Annotated in this window: 16 protein-coding genes; 5 read left to right on the top strand and 11 right to left on the bottom strand. The window is 33.8% G+C overall.

What is annotated here, in order from left to right; translation table 11 throughout:
- Positions 1–213: 213 nt before the first annotated feature.
- Genes mnhG through AZF04_RS05775 form a run of 7 tightly spaced genes read right to left on the bottom strand, consistent with a single transcriptional unit; the run spans position 214 to position 5,981 of the window.
- A complete protein-coding gene (gene mnhG / locus AZF04_RS05805; RefSeq protein WP_061947946.1) occupies positions 214–573 on the bottom strand; it encodes a monovalent cation/H(+) antiporter subunit G in 360 nt (119 codons plus the stop codon).
- Positions 560–835 (bottom strand): Na(+)/H(+) antiporter subunit F1, encoded by a 276-nt coding sequence (locus AZF04_RS05800; protein WP_061947945.1) that lies wholly within the window; start codon positions 833–835, stop codon positions 560–562. The genes mnhG and AZF04_RS05800 overlap by 14 nt, the downstream gene beginning before the upstream one ends.
- Complete coding sequence (locus AZF04_RS05795) at positions 836–1,315, bottom strand: Na+/H+ antiporter subunit E (protein WP_061947944.1); 480 nt, start codon at positions 1,313–1,315, stop codon at positions 836–838.
- Between the two features lie 5 nt (positions 1,316–1,320).
- A complete protein-coding gene (locus tag AZF04_RS05790; RefSeq protein ID WP_061947943.1) occupies positions 1,321–2,802 on the bottom strand; it encodes a Na+/H+ antiporter subunit D in 1,482 nt (493 codons plus the stop codon).
- Positions 2,795–3,133, bottom strand: a complete 339-nt coding sequence (locus AZF04_RS05785) for a Na(+)/H(+) antiporter subunit C (RefSeq protein ID WP_061947942.1) — start codon at positions 3,131–3,133, stop codon at positions 2,795–2,797. Before AZF04_RS05785 ends, AZF04_RS05790 begins: the two co-directional genes overlap by 8 nt.
- Positions 3,133–3,567: a Na(+)/H(+) antiporter subunit B gene (locus AZF04_RS05780; protein WP_061947941.1), complete on the bottom strand. Its 435-nt coding sequence runs from the start codon at positions 3,565–3,567 to the stop codon at positions 3,133–3,135. Before AZF04_RS05780 ends, AZF04_RS05785 begins: the two co-directional genes overlap by 1 nt.
- Positions 3,564–5,981 (bottom strand): Na+/H+ antiporter subunit A, encoded by a 2,418-nt coding sequence (locus tag AZF04_RS05775; protein WP_061947940.1) that lies wholly within the window; start codon positions 5,979–5,981, stop codon positions 3,564–3,566. The genes AZF04_RS05780 and AZF04_RS05775 overlap by 4 nt, the downstream gene beginning before the upstream one ends.
- Positions 5,982–6,301: 320 nt before the next feature.
- On the opposite strand from AZF04_RS05775, the gene AZF04_RS05770 reads away from it, so the two are divergent.
- From AZF04_RS05770 to AZF04_RS05760, 3 genes are all read left to right on the top strand, one after another.
- A complete protein-coding gene (locus AZF04_RS05770; protein WP_061947939.1) occupies positions 6,302–6,685 on the top strand; it encodes a hypothetical protein in 384 nt (127 codons plus the stop codon).
- Between the two features lie 608 nt (positions 6,686–7,293).
- Entirely contained in the window at positions 7,294–7,788 is a 495-nt protein-coding gene (locus AZF04_RS05765; RefSeq protein ID WP_235599932.1) for a sigma-70 family RNA polymerase sigma factor, read from the top strand.
- Positions 7,781–8,764 carry an anti-sigma factor gene (locus AZF04_RS05760; protein ID WP_061947938.1) on the top strand — a complete coding sequence of 328 codons (984 nt, stop codon included), beginning with the start codon at positions 7,781–7,783 and terminating at the stop codon, positions 8,762–8,764. Before AZF04_RS05765 ends, AZF04_RS05760 begins: the two co-directional genes overlap by 8 nt.
- A 720-nt stretch (positions 8,765–9,484) precedes the next feature.
- Here AZF04_RS05760 and AZF04_RS05750 read toward each other — a convergent pair.
- The 4 genes from AZF04_RS05750 to AZF04_RS05735 form a co-directional block, all read right to left on the bottom strand.
- Positions 9,485–10,117: a type 1 glutamine amidotransferase family protein gene (locus tag AZF04_RS05750; protein WP_061947936.1), complete on the bottom strand. Its 633-nt coding sequence runs from the start codon at positions 10,115–10,117 to the stop codon at positions 9,485–9,487.
- Between the two features lie 74 nt (positions 10,118–10,191).
- On the bottom strand, positions 10,192–11,154 hold the full coding sequence (locus AZF04_RS05745; RefSeq protein WP_061947935.1) for a helix-turn-helix transcriptional regulator: 963 nt from the start codon (positions 11,152–11,154) through the stop codon (positions 10,192–10,194).
- Between the two features lie 271 nt (positions 11,155–11,425).
- A complete protein-coding gene (locus AZF04_RS05740) occupies positions 11,426–12,190 on the bottom strand; it encodes a MerR family transcriptional regulator (protein ID WP_061947934.1) in 765 nt (254 codons plus the stop codon).
- Between the two features lie 318 nt (positions 12,191–12,508).
- Positions 12,509–13,426, bottom strand: a complete 918-nt coding sequence (locus AZF04_RS05735) for a substrate-binding domain-containing protein (RefSeq protein WP_061947933.1) — start codon at positions 13,424–13,426, stop codon at positions 12,509–12,511.
- Positions 13,427–13,812: 386 nt separating this feature from the next.
- Between AZF04_RS05735 and modA the strand changes: the two genes are divergently transcribed.
- Positions 13,813–14,577 carry a molybdate ABC transporter substrate-binding protein gene (gene modA / locus AZF04_RS05730; protein WP_061947932.1) on the top strand — a complete coding sequence of 255 codons (765 nt, stop codon included), beginning with the start codon at positions 13,813–13,815 and terminating at the stop codon, positions 14,575–14,577.
- Position 14,578: 1 nt separating this feature from the next.
- Complete coding sequence (gene modB / locus AZF04_RS05725; protein ID WP_082795255.1) at positions 14,579–15,238, top strand: molybdate ABC transporter permease subunit; 660 nt, start codon at positions 14,579–14,581, stop codon at positions 15,236–15,238.
- Positions 15,239–15,430: the final 192 nt, after the last annotated feature.

Here is a 15,430-nt window from a genome sequence, read left to right as displayed (position 1 = left end):
GAGATGACCCAGGCAGCTTAAATTCATTTTCAAAAATCAATAAAATGAAAATTGGATTCTTGCGTGATTCATGAGATAGGCTTTATGAAATTGATTCAACTAAATAAACTTTTAAAATTATTTCTTATTACCATATTTATTCTCCATATGCTGTATATATTTACTACTGTATTTATGCACTTTAATCAAATAGTAAACAAGAAAAGAGAGGCATTAAGCCTCTCTCTTTTCTTGTTTATCATGAGCGTTTCTTAGGTCGTCTTGGACACTTTTCTCCCATAAAGGGACACCTGCATTATAGGCAGAACGTCCCATCATCAACCCCGCTACCGGTGCTGTAATAAAGACAAAAAGAATCGTTAAAAGAATTTTCCCAACATATTCGCCTTGCCCTAAAAGAAAGTATAAAAAGGTACCTAACATGACAGACATTACCCCAAGGGTAGCACTTTTTGCAGCAGCATGAATTCTACTGTAAACATCTTGTAATCGGATAATGCCAAGTCCAGCTAGAAGGCTAAACAAGGCACCAATCATTACGAAAAAACTTACAATGATTTCAATCACGGTCAATGATAACACCTCTCTCTATAAATTTGGACATAGCGACTGTACCGATAAAGGCTAAGATACTAATAACAAGAATGACCTCTGTATACGCGAGTGTATTCTGTATAATCATAATCACACCAATAAAACCAATCAGAATAATTCCAAATGTGTCCAATGCGACGATACGATCAGAGGTAGTCGGTCCGATAATAATCCTGATGAAACATACTAATAAGGAAATGGACATCATTATAAGTGCGATAGTTAATACGGTTTCAAACATTTATCGAGACACCTCCAATATTGCACGTTCAAACGTATTATGAATATCCTGAATCATTTTTTCCTTATTAGGAACATCCAGTGAATGAACATAAATGAATTTACCATCTTGAGAAAAATCCATTGATAGAGTTCCAGGGGTAAGGGAGATGAGGGCCGCCAACAACGTAATCTCCCAATCTTTTTTTAGTTTGATAGGAACCGCAACAATACCTGGCTTATTATTTAATTTAGGTTTTAAAACAATTCGTATTACGTCAAAATTGGCTTTAATTAATTCATAAATAAATAGAAACAATAATTTAGTAATAGCCCAAACGGTACGCATATAAAAATCAAAGGTAACAAAGCGACGAAGGACAAACAAAATGACTATTCCTATTAGGTATCCAATGATGAAATCATAGCTTGTACTGTAGTCATGAGGATATAATGTCCAAGCGAGTGCAATTAATAAATTTACTAATATTTGTTTAGTCATATAAACTACTCCTTAAGAACAGAATCGATATAAATCGTCGGATCTAATATTTGTTCTGCCACTTGAAGTGAAAATTGGAAAATGGGCTCTGCCAATAAACCTAATCCTATCGTTAAAGCAACTAAAGGAATAATAGGAATTAGAAGTCTATTGATGCTTATTTTAGCTTGCTCTGCATTATGCTTTTGTTCCCCCCAAAATGCATACAGGAAAATTTTCATCATTGAAAATAAAGTCAGTAAACCTACTATCAGTGCAACACCAGCAATTATATAATTTTCTTGTAAAAAGGCAGCTAGTATTAATGCAAATTTACTAAAGAATCCACTTAAAGGTGGTATACCTGCCAATGAAATGGCAGAGATAAAGAATAACCATGCTAATAAAGGGTGTGTTTTTAATAGTCCCCCCATTTGCTTCAAATCTGTAGTACCGGTAATTTTTTGCGCAGCACCAGCGAATAAGAATAAAGCGGCTTTTACAATGATATGGTGGGCGATATAATAAATGGCACCTGCAATCGCAAGTGGAGTAAAGATACCTAGGCCCATTACCATGTATCCAACCTGACTGATAATGTGATAGGTCAAAATTCTCTTAAAGTCAAATTGAGAGACGGCTCCTAATACTCCAAATATCATGGTTAAACCTGCCAAAATCAAGATAAGCGTATGTGTAAAGCCAGGGTCATGAACGAATACTAAGGTGAAAGTCCTCATGATTGCATATATCCCAACTTTAGTTAGCAGTGCCCCAAAAAGAGCAGCTATAGCCGCTGGTGGACCATAATAGGAACGGGGAAGCCAAAAATATAATGGAAATAATCCACCTTTCATTGCAAATACAACTAAAAAGATAACGGCTATTACATTTAAAACACCTGTTTGTTCTAAAAGAGCAACTTTAACAGCTAAATCAGCTAAATTCAGAGTACCAGTAACAGAATAAATATAGGCAACTCCAATTAGAAATAAAATCGATGCGAATACGTTCATTACCACATATTTGAATGACTCTCTTAATTGATACTTGGTCCCACCTATAACGATTAAGATATACGAAGAAATCAACATAACCTCAAAAAATACAAATAGGTTAAATAGGTCCCCTGTTAGGAATGCTCCGTTTACACCAGTCAATAAGAAAAAATAAAAGGGATAAAAATAAGCCTTCTGTCGTTTAGTAGACAATGTTTGAAAAGAATAAAACAAACAAACTAATCCAATGATACTTGAGAGGATAACCATCATCATGGAAAATAAATCGGCTACTAATACAATACCAAATGGTGCCTGCCAATTACCTAGCTCCAGTACTGTAATGCCTTGTTGATAAACATGAACAGCAAGGTAGATAGATACAATTAACAAGCTTATAGAGGTAAGACCACTAATTATTTGTTGAATCCTAGTTTTCTTAGGAAACAAAATTAAGATTGCTCCCATTAAAAAGGGAATTAATATCGGTAAAATAATCATATTATTCATCAGCAGAACCTCTCAACTGGTCTAAGTTATCTGTCTTATGCTCTTTATAAGTGCGATACGCCAATACAAGCAAAAATGAAGTGACACCAAAGCTAATAACAATAGCCGTTAGGATTAATGCTTGCGGCAAGGGATCTGTATAGGCTGCTTCATCCAAGCTCGATAGAGGCGGTGCACCTCTTTGTAAACCCGCTAGTGTTAATAATAATAAGTGTGCTCCATGTGAAAGCAAGATTAAAGAAATGACAACTCTTAATAGGCTCTTTGATAGAAGTAAATACGTTCCTACCATAAAAAGAACTCCAACTGTAATCGACATGATTATTTCCATTATGCATCATCCTCCGCTATAGCTAGTATGATCGTTAGAGCGATGCCAACAACAACTAAATAAATACCTAAATCGAATGGAAGAGCTGTTGCTAGTTCTGTTTCACCAAAAATAGGGATTTGAAAATAGTCGAAGTATTGGGTTAAATAGGCATCGCCGTTAAATACACCGATAACACCAGTTAATATGGTGACAATTAATCCAATACCGATTACAGCTTCAAACTTTATGTTTATTACACTTTTAATCGTTTGGATATTAAATACTAAGTACATAAGTAATAGGGCACTTGCAGTCATTAATCCACCTATAAAGCCTCCCCCAGGGTTATTGTGTCCAGCAAAAAAGAGGTAAACGGAAAAGATTAAGATAATTAAAACCACTATTCGAGTTATGGTACGAAGCATGACATCATTGGTCTCAATTTTTCTCACACATCTTCCCTCCCTGACATTCTTAATTTGATTAAGACAACAATTCCTAAAGAAGCAATGCCTAATACTAATGCTTCAAGCATAGTATCTAGCCCTCGAAAATCTACTAATATAACATTAACCATATTGTAACCACCAGCTAAGGCCTTTGAGTTTTCAATATAAAATTGAGAAATAGCTTCAATGCCTGCTTCATTTCCTAAAGCTAGTGAACTAAAAGCAATAACTGTAACTAAAATACCAACTGCAGCAGATATAATGAGATTCACAACATTAAATCGCGGCTTGGACTTCTCTTTTCTTAGCTCAGGTAAATGGTAAAAAACAATCATAAATAATACGACGGTTACAGATTCAATCAATAATTGAGTTAAAGCAAGATCAGGTGCTCTGAAAACAACAAATACAAGAGCTAATAGAAATCCAATTACGCCTACAACGATAACAATGGCCATTCTGTTTTGGATAAAAGGTACACTTAGTGTTGCAAGTATCATCGTACCTAAGATTACCCACATATAAGGATCTATAGCTGAGGTATTCGTCAGATTAATTGAAAATGCATCGTAGCGAATTAAAGTATACGTAAACAAACCAATCATAAAAATAATCATATAAGCAAAGTAATCTCGTAATAAACCAGTCATTTGAAGACGTGTTACAGCTTGAGATCCTTTTATGACACCATCATAGGAGCTATCATAAAGCCAATTAAGTGGATCGCGCTCACCAAGGTAGAACTTTGTATTTACCCATTTTTTCATAAGCATAAAAAACAATAAACCAAGTGTGATCACACCGATTGTCATGAATAGTTCCATGTTAAAGCCATGCCACATAGATATTTTTACCTGAAATGTTTCAACAGGCTCAAGTAATGTTGGTAGTATAGACTGCATGGCTGGCTCAATAAGTGAATAAGATAAAATATTTGGAAATAAACCAAAAATGATAACTAAGGCAGCTAAAATGATGGGACTAATTAACATTCCTATTGGAGCTTCATGAACTTTAACTTTAAAATTCTCAGGCTTAAATGTGCCCAAAAATGTTTTCGAAAACATGATGATGCAATATAAAAATGTAAAGATACTTGCTACCCATGCAACAATAAGTAAAATGAAACCAAACGTTTCTACGTTAAATGTTCCAATCTCTTGTGCTCTTAAAAGAGAAGTAAAAAACATTTCTTTACTTAAAAATCCATTAAACGGTGGAAGCCCTGCCATGGAGGCTAAACCAATTAATGATATAGAAAAAGTAATAGGCATAATACTCATAAGACCTCCAAGCTTACGGATGTCTCGAGAGCCAGTCTCATGATCGATGATGCCAACTGCCATGAATAAGCTTCCCTTAAATGTAGCGTGGTTAATCAAGTGAAAAATAGCTACCATAATTGGTAAAGCAAAGAAGGCAGGATCAGCACTATCAGCATAGTAAATAGCTGCTGAACCAATTCCTAATAAACTCATAATTAACCCTAGCTGACTAATAGTAGAAAAAGCTAGAATCCCTTTTAAATCTTTTTGACGTACAGCTGAAAGGGAACCATAGATTAATGTAAGTAAACCGAATCCAGTTAGAAGCCAAAACCATTCTGCTGCCCCTCCAAAAATCGGTGTAAAGCGTGCTACTAAATAAATCCCCGCTTTAACCATTGTGGCTGAATGTAAATAGGCACTAACAGGAGTTGGAGCTTCCATGGCATCTGGTAACCAGATATGGAAAGGAAATTGTGCGGACTTAGTAAATGCTCCTAATAAAATGAGAATCATTGCCGGTAAGAATAAGGCACTAGTTGTTACTAAATCGACATTCTCAATGATTTCTCGGATACTAAAGGTTCCGGTCATTACGTATAGAAGGCAAAATCCAGCAAGCATAGAAAAGCCACCAAATACCGTAATTAACATTGACTTTATGGCACCATAAGTAGATTCCTTACGAGTAAACCAATAACTAATCAGTAGCGATGAAGCTAAACTAGTTAACTCCCAAAATACATAAATAACGATTAAGTTATCAGAAATAACAACTCCTAGCATTGCTCCCATAAACATAAGTAAATAAACATAAAAGTTATTAAGCTTTTCTTTGTTTTTAGATAAATAGAAAATCGAATAAAGAACAACTAATGAACCGATTCCTGAAATGAGTAATAGAAAGAGTAAGCTTAACCCATCAATATAAACGGTAAAGTTAACTCCTAGAGATGGAACCCAACTTACAGTTTCTTGGACGACATTACCATTTGATGTAACTGTTAGGTATTGTAAGAAAAATGCGAATAATACAATTGGCAATATTAAAACGAACCAACCAGTATGAATTCTTTTTGTGTATTTAAATAGTATAGGTACAATGATTGCAAATAAAAAAGGGGATATTGTAACCCAATGTAATAAAGACAAAAAATGTTCCTCCTTCATAGTTTATTGTTTAAAAAAAGTCGATTGCATATACAAGAAAAATGTCTCTTAAGAGTTAAATAGGATTATAACGTAAAACAAATCAACGTGTCACCCTTGATACTCCGTGCTTTTTTGGTTTTTAATTTGTATTTTAAATATGTAGGAACTAGGAAAAAATCAAAAAAAAAAATTTAAAATACCCAGTAAAAAATTCTATTTATTATTTGGAATATAAGTTTAATTTGGGTATATTTAGAAAAAAGAATAATAGATTGTTCGTTTATGAAATAACAATAATTTTATAAATTTGAGGTGAAATTATGGAAGAATCTGATAAGACTGGGACGGTTATTTTCAATATCTTATGTGGGATACTAATCTTATTTTTTGTTGGTTCAGCTGCATTTCTTCTGATGGTTGCTTATGTCAGTAATATTGAGAAAGACCATGTAGAAAGTTTTTCTAATAGCAAATTTATTATAAAAAAGGAAGGAGAGACATTTACTATAAATTATTATGGAGAAGATGAACCAATATATAATAATGTAAATGGATTTATTAAAGATAACGATTATAGTTATATAAGTTTAAATAATGAAGAATATTTCTTGAAAATTGATGAAGAAAAAGGTGATATTTTAGAAGTTTCTTATAGAAATGCTTCAGACGTAGAGAAAGAAAAACTAAATCAAATAAATGAGTGAATTTCATAATTGCTCTATAAGTGAATAAAACCGACCATTCATTATGAAAATGTCTTGACTTTTTTCGAATTCACTCGTTGATTGAAACGGTAGGTAGTGACTCCAAAAGGATAAGCGCAGTCTGAAGATCCACTCTGACGAAGCCCTGCGTAGTCGGAGTTAGCTGAGAACAAGCCCTTGGGAAAGCATCTACCTAAAGTGAGAATCAAACCCTAATCGTTTCGATTTCATTAAAAGATGTCTTGAATGTTTGCGAATTCACTCGTTGATTGAAACGGTAGGTAGTGACTCCCAAAGGAACAGAGCCGTTTGAAGATCCACTCTGACGAAGCCCTGCGTAGTCGGAGTTAGCTGAAGAGAAGCCCTTGGGAAAGCATCTACCTAAAGTGAAAATCAAAAACCAAGGCGTTCGGTTTTCATTATAAGATATGAATGATGAAATTGATTTAAATGTGCTTGATTAAAAAAGAGTAGCTAATGGATACAATTCTCCTGTCCTTTTCGGCAGGTTTTTTAAGTTATCATAAAAATAATTTAATAAAATTTTTGCAACTTTATAGATGCTTAATACGAGGATAAGGTAGAAAGGAAAAGCAACATTAGGGGGGATGGAAATAAATATTGAAGAAATATACTCATTATATGTTAATGATGTATATAACTACTTATATTCACTGTGCAAAGATAAAAATAAAGCTGAGGACCTAATGCAAGATACTTTTTACAAAGCGCATGTCTCGTTAATGTCGAGAGATATTCAGGATATAAAACCATGGTTATTTAAAGTGGCTTATTATACGTATATTGATTCAATCCGTAAAGAAAAAAGAGAAGTGATTAAGGACGATATAGATATCGTTAACTATAAAACTCCTGAAGATATTACGGTAGATAATAGTAGCTACCAAACATTATTAAACTTGTTGGACCGATTATTACCCAATGAGAAACATGCAATATTATTATGCGATATTCAGGATTGTACGTATGAACAAGCATCTGTCATTTTGGATTTAAAAATAAATACACTAAAAAGTCATTTATATAGGGGCAGAAACAAAATGAGGGAATTCATTAAAAAGGAGAAAAAAAATAATGGATGATTATAAAAAATTACTGTCTAAGTCCAAGTCAGAATTAGAACAATCTGAACAAGTAAAAAATAAGATTTTTAAATCTACAATCTTTTTTTCAAAGATAAAGCTCTATTTAGGGATTTTAACGTTTGTTTTATTAATAATTCCAGTTAGTTACATCATAACATTTTTATACTATGCTTTTGGAACACCTTCTACGACAATAATGGATGTAACGAGTCAAACACTATATGTCACGGAACCTAATACAGCACTAGAGGAGTTAGAATTCGATATGTCGTTTTCTCCGTTTTCTATGACATTAGATTTTGAACAATATAAAACAATTGGTCAAGAAGACTATAAAGCAAATTCTTATTCATTAAAGTACACATTAGGAAACTTAACAAGTAAAAGTGTCGACTCATCCTTAGAACGAGTAATACCGAAAAATCCAACTGAAACGAACCCCTGGTTAATACATCCGGCTAATAATAGTGAAGTAAACAGTAGTAGAGAATGGGAAATTTTAAGAGGATTGCCTGAAGAAACAGTAGTGGAAGCTTATATATCTCTTCATGAACTAATAGATGTCGATGAAGCAAAAGAGATATTCCAAGACGTTACCATTCTATGGGCAGCAGTTAATACGGGTATAGAAGAAACAAATTTAAGTAAAGATGGGAATGTTGTATCACCGATTGGTTATCCCGTTCAGAGAGACGAAACATACTGGTCACCTTTTAGAGGTGAGAAACCTAATCAAGAAGTATTTATGGATATATTAAACTTTATTTCACAGCATGAGGATTTAGCAAATGAAGTATCGAGTTCTAAAAATTTAGATTTACAGGAGAGAATACAATTTATTCAAAACAATGGAATTGAGACATATGGATTTGTAGTTACAGGTCCCAAAAACGCTATAGAATCTCTTCAGGACTTAACCATCATAAAAGATATGAAAGTAGGTGAAGTTAAATTATGGAACTGGTCAAACTAAATAGAGTTCAAAAAACATTAATAGTAAGTTGCTGGATTTCCGCAATAACTGGAATATTAAGTTTATTACTAACAAATATCAGTATATTAACAGATATAAATTTAGAAAATCTAGTTTTTATTCTTATTTTTTGTTCATTAATACTAGGTATATTGGGTTTATTCACAAAGGCAAGTCGATCAGTGAGTATTTTTGGATTAAGCATTGCTATTTTCCAGATATTTTTTATTGGTGTAGTATTCTTTCTAGGCTGGATGATTGTGCCTTTTCCATAATAATTAGTTATTTTAAGAATACTAACGATTCTAAAAGAGATCAAACAACCGTAAAGTCTGAAGTGTATTCATCCCTGTTTAAATACAATTCTATAAGTAGAGGTTTACAAATAATAAAAGTATTTACGTGTAAAGCTTTAAATCTTTTAAATTTAGTATAAGTGAGTGAATTTCATCATTGCTCTATAAGTGAATAAAACCGAACATTTATTTAAAGAAGTCTACTCTTTGATTGAAACGGTAGGTAGTGACTCCCAAAGGAACAGCGCAGTCTGAAGATCCACTCTGACGAAGACCTGCGTAGTCAGAGTTAGCTGAAGACAAGCCCTTGGGAAAGCATCTACCTAAAGTGAAAATCAATAACCAAAGCGTTCGGTTTCATCATAAGATATGAATGATGAAATTGACTCGAACTAATATAAAACTGCTAAGTTGATTTTTTAGCTTAGCTATTTATTGAATTCATTAACTGGTAGAAGTATTCAGGTTTGTGAGTCTTATTTAGCTTATACCATGAATGTAATGTATCTTCTGCAAATACATCTAATTTTTTCAGTACTTCCATCGCAAATTCCAGAGGAGCTATTCCTGATGCAGTTACTAAATTTGCATCTGATACCGCAGAGCCAGCCTCATAGAACTGTTCTCCTTTATAGTTAGGACATACCATTTTAGTGTATTCTAGATTATTACTTGTATGCTTTCTAGTATCTAAATATCCCATATTCGCAAGGGCATCCGTTGCACCACAAATGGCAGCAACAATCGTACCAAGCTTTAAAGCTTGGCCAATTTCTTTCAAGATAGGTTGATGAATTTCTTCACTCCAAGTAGTGCCTCCTGGTAAAATGAAAAGATCTTGACTCTCAAGAATACATTCATCAAGGGAAATGTCTGGTTTTATGCTCAGTCCTCCCATAGTAGTAATCATTTCTTTATTAGCTCCTACTGTCATTACTTTTAAAGGTGCTACATCTTTCTTGAAATATCTTCCTGAGTTTAGCTCAGCCATTAAATATCCATATTCCCAGTCCGACATTGTATTAAATACATATAGAAAAACTTTTTTTGTTTGCATCCAATCACACTCCAATCACAATTGATATAGCTATTATAATAAAACTTCCCTGACAGCTAACGTCAGGGAAGTTATCATTCTTGATGAAATGTTATTAATTCCGACAGAACTTCAACAAGTCTTTTCTTAAGACTTATGGGCTCAATGACTTTAATAGATTTATTGTACGGTAAAAGTAAATAAGGTACATATGTATGTAGTATATCTTTTTCAAGAAGAAAAATGGCTTGATTGGAGGTCCGTTTTTGTAAATAATGTCCTAAAAACCAATGTTGGCAAATATCAGCCAAAACATTTTTATCCCCATTAATAACCAAAGAAATAACCCCTTCCTTATTTTCTATAGATGGAAGGAGATTTTTTATAAAAAAGTCACGTGCTGAAAAATGTTCTGGCTTGTTAAACTTAGTTTCGGTTCGCACTATACTTTCCATTCGATCGACTCTAAAACTACGGATATCATTCCTAAGATGACAAAATCCAATCACATACCACTTATTATTCCAATAAATCATTTTGTACGGATCGACCAATCTATCATTTAATGGCTTTTCTCCGCTTTTATGGTAAAGAATCTTTACTGAGTACCCGTCAGCTAAGGCTTGCTCCAACTCCTTCAAAAAAGTTTCCATCGAGAGAGAGTTAAATCGACTTATTACTTCAAGGCTAGTTAAATGTTGGTTTATCTTTGTTTCCTGTTCTTGATTTGAGTAGTTACTTAGTTTTGAGATGGCCCTATTTAGTGCTTCACCTCCATAATATCCGGCTTCTTCTGCAAAAACTGCAGCATGTAATAGTGAAGTTTGCTCCTCAAAATCAAAAAAAAGAGGTGCCTCAATAAAATGGTTCATTAAAGTGTATCCACCGTTATGACCTGGTTCTGAAATGATAGGTACGCCACTTGTTGAAATGGTATCCATATAACGATACACAGTCCTTATATTCATTTCTAGCTTCTCCGAAATTTGTTTTGCAGTCATTTTTTTACCTGAACGAAGCATCCAGAGAATGGCTAACATACTGTCAATTTTAGGCATATAATTCCACCTTTATATGAAATTTATTTACGATAATGCATTTTCTTAGTATATCTCATCAACTGTTCCTTTCCGATTATGTTCAGTTGCTAAATTTTTCTTGAAGGGTTCTCGCTAGTGGAACGGACATGTTTATAACTAAATTGAGAACAAGCATAAGGTTTCCATTTGGAAAGCTTATGCTTTAGGAAATTTTATGCATGATATTTATAGATTTTAATTAGAAGGAGCTCAATGGTATATATTTTAATTAGAAACTAGAATTTAAAGCTCACAGTACTTCTTTCTTCATATATAACTCCATTGCTTGGTTAAGCCATTTTTCTTCATCTTCAGTGAAGGGAGAAGGTGCCATAATCCTAAGTTCTTCAATATCAAGATTTTCTAAATGAATATTAGCTAGTTTTTCACTCGAATCTTCACCAACAAAAGAATAGGATGCTTCTACATAAGCCTTTACCATGGCTTGTACTTTCGGGTCTTCAAAAGGCTGCCCGTATAATTGCTTGACTTCATTTGACAACTGAAGAATGATTTTATCTATAGTGAGTTTCTCTTCTTCTGATTTCATTGATAAATCTTTCGCGACATCAGTTAACTCTTGACGTTGCATCCATGCTTCATGTATTGGTTCAGAACGCATGTTATGAATAAGGCTAAATAATATTGTGCTATCAATTTCCTCTTCTTCCTTGACTAACTCCATTACTCTTTTAATGGATTTTATTGATTGCTCCATTTGTTCTTTTTCTTTTTCAAAAGCTTGCAGATGGAGTAACAAACTTTTATTCAAATCCATATTAAAGCTTGATTCGGTTAATAAATTGGCGGTTTCATCGAGACTATACCCTAGAAATTTTAGACTTAGAATTTTTTGTAAAGTAATAATATCTTGGTATTTATAAATACGGTGTCCTGAAGAAGGATTTTTATCTGGACGTAATATACCCAGTTCATCATAGTAATGTAAAGTAGGAATAGGTATTCCGGTCTTTTCTGAAAAATCCCCAATCGAAAACTCATTTTTCTTATTCATAAAATCCTCCTATTAATTGTTTACGTTTATTATAAAACCTCAAGTAACTTGAGGTTCAAGAGGAAGTTTTAAAAAATATTATGTATTTCGTTATTCGACTTAAATGATGGGTGAAATTATAATTTAAGTTTTTAAACTTGAGTGAATTTCATCATTGCTCTATAAGTAATTAAACCGACCATTCATTATAAAAATGTCCTGAATGTTTGCGAATCTACTCGATGGACAAGCCCTTGGCAAAGCATCTACCTAAAGTGAAAATCAAAAACTTAATCTCGCGGTTTTCATTATAAGATATGCATTATGAATTGATTCACTTTACTGTTCATACATAATTTTTCCTGTATCAATCGTATTGTACCCTCCAATGGCTTTAAGCTCTTGCTTAAATTCGGAGGAGCGAAGAATCGATAAAACCTTATTTAGCCATAGTTGGTTTTCATCTGTTTTAAGGATTACTAAATCATAACTTTCATTTATTAATGGAACAAAATCAACATCTAAGATTTCAGCAGCTCTTTTTATGCCTACCCCTACATCCGCTTTTCCTTGCTTAACGACATTGGCGACGCTCAAGTGATTGGATTCTTCATTTTTATATCCTTGTAGATTTTTTGGGGAAATTCCATGTATCTTTAACTGCTCATCTAATAACACGCGTGCGCCAGCTCCGGTTTCTCTATTGACCATTTTAATATTCTTCTCGAAAAGGTCATTCCAAGATTGTATCTGTTTAGGATTGTTTTTCTGAACATAAAATCCTGCTTGTCTGTAAATAAGGTTAACAAGCATAAATGATCGACCTGTAAGAATTCTTTTAACATAGGGTAGATTGTATTGGTTCGTCTCTCCATCAAATAAATGAACACTGACAATGTCACACTGTCCCTGGTACATAGAAATTAAGCTATTTAAACTCCCTTTATAGGAACGAAGCGTTTTTACTTTAGTAACGGACTCCAAATGGGAGCCAACTAAATCAAGACATATATCCTGTCCACTAATGATAATAGAATCAGCGTTTGGTTTCTGAAGAGGAGACATATTGGTGACCTCTGTGTTGCTACTCATCTTGTTTCTTTGCTTATAAGCATATAATTCATCTGAATCCACTCGCATTTGTTTTCCTACTTTATATGCTGGCAATTGTCCTTTTTTTATAAGGTCATAAATGGTTAGTTTAGATACTTTTAAAATATTTGCGACTTCTTCAGTCGTATAAGAATTTTCATTCATCTTAAAGACCTCACTTTCTCTTTTAGTTTATCAAAAAATGAAAGAAAAATAGCTGTCTTTTTAATTATAAATAGATATAATTAGTTATGTTTAGTTATGATTGAGTGAATTTCATCATTGCTCTATAAGTGAATAAAACCGATTGAATGTCTTGAATATTTTTTAATTTACTTGTTGATTGAAACGGTAGGTAGTGACTCCCAAAGGATCAGCGCGGTTTGAAGAGCCACTCTGGCGACGCTCTTTATAGTAGAGTTAGCTGAAAACAAGCCCTTGGGAAAGCATTCTACTTAAAGTGAAAATCAAAAACCTAACCGCTCGGTTTTCATTATAAGATATGAAGAATGAATTTGATTCAATTAAGTATAAATAGAGGTGAGAGCGAAATGGAAAAATGGATAGGGATAATCATGATAGGGTTTAGTATTTTTCTAACAGCATGTGGAGGAACAGCTGAAGGAAAAAAAACAGAGATTCATGTGATGGCAGCTGCAAGCTTAACTGACGCTCTTGGTGAAATTCAAAAACAATACGAGCAGGAAGACAATGTTGATTTAATTATCAACTATGGTTCTTCTGGAAAGTTAAGAGAACAAATAATCCAGGGTGCGCCAGCCGATATTTTTTTATCTGCATCATTAGAAGATATGGAGAAATTAGTCTCTGATGGTGAAGTAAGTGATTGGGCTCGTGCTCTCACAAACCAACTCGTGATGATATCTACCCCTGAAGCAGCAAAAAAACTGAATGGATGGTCGGATTTAATTAGTGATGATATTCAAGGAATTGCAATGGGTCAGCCCGATAGTGTGCCGGCTGGTAGGTATTCACTTGAAGCCTTAGAACATGAAGGAATGTGGGAGGATATTCAAGCACGTGTCATTTATGGCACAGATGTGCGTCAGGTTTTGACTTATGTCGAAACCGGCAATACAGATGTTGGATTAGTTTATCAGACAGATGCTCTTTCTTCTAGTCAAATTGAAATTATTGATGTTGCACCAAAGCAATCCCATCAGCCCATTATTTATCCAATCGGACTTTTAGAGGACGCTGCAGAGAATGAGATAGCAAAAGCTTTTTATCAATATTTATTAACTGAGGATTCCTTATCTATATTTGAGAAATATGGATTTGAACAAGGGGAATAACATGGATTTTTGGGAACCAATTTTTGTTTCTATTCGTGTTGTTATACTTGCAAGTTTCATAGCATTTGTATTAGCTGTAATCGCAGCGTGGTTTTTAAAGAAGAAAAGCTTTAAAGGGAAAATTTTTATTGAAACATTCTTGATGCTTCCTTTGGTATTACCTCCAACCGTCATAGGATTTGGTCTTTTAGTGATTTTTGGAAGAAGGAGTTTGGTTGGCCAATGGTTTGAAACCATATTTAATCAACCTATTGTTTTTTCATACATAGCAGCTGTTATAGCAGCTGCAGTCGTAGCTTTCCCCTTAATCTACCAAATGTTAATGAGTGGATTTGAAAGCGTTGATAGTGAATTGGAAGCAGCCGCCCGACAGATGGGTGCATCCGAACAACAAGTTTTTTGGTATGTGACGATTCCACTTTCATGGCGTACCCTAATTTCAGGTTATATGCTTGGATTCGCAAGAGCACTTGGAGAATTTGGCGCAACGCTAATGTTTGCTGGAACCATAGCAGGGGTAACTCAAACGATTCCAACAAGTATATACATTTCTGTCGAATCAGGTAACATCGGAATGGCCTATTATTGGGTATTCTCAATAATCGTCTTCTCTTTTGTGTTACTTTCAGTTGTTCAGAGATTAAAAAAGAGTAATAAATAGTAGATGATTACTCTTCTTCTAAAAGAAGAGGATGACTTTTGCGAATCAGGTGAGAGGAATTTGGATGAATTTAACTATTTTGTAGGTTTGATAAATTGAACGGATAGGCACTAATCCCTTTCACAATAGATATGGCTTTCTTTTTATATTTTCATTTTCGCCGAAAAAGATAAATGAATGAAAAGGTATCTG

Source organism: Alkalihalobacillus trypoxylicola (assembly GCF_001590785.1).
Taxonomy (GTDB): Bacteria; Bacillota; Bacilli; order Bacillales; family Bacillaceae_D; genus Alkalihalobacillus; species Alkalihalobacillus trypoxylicola.
This window is presented reverse-complemented; position numbering and strand designations above follow the sequence as displayed.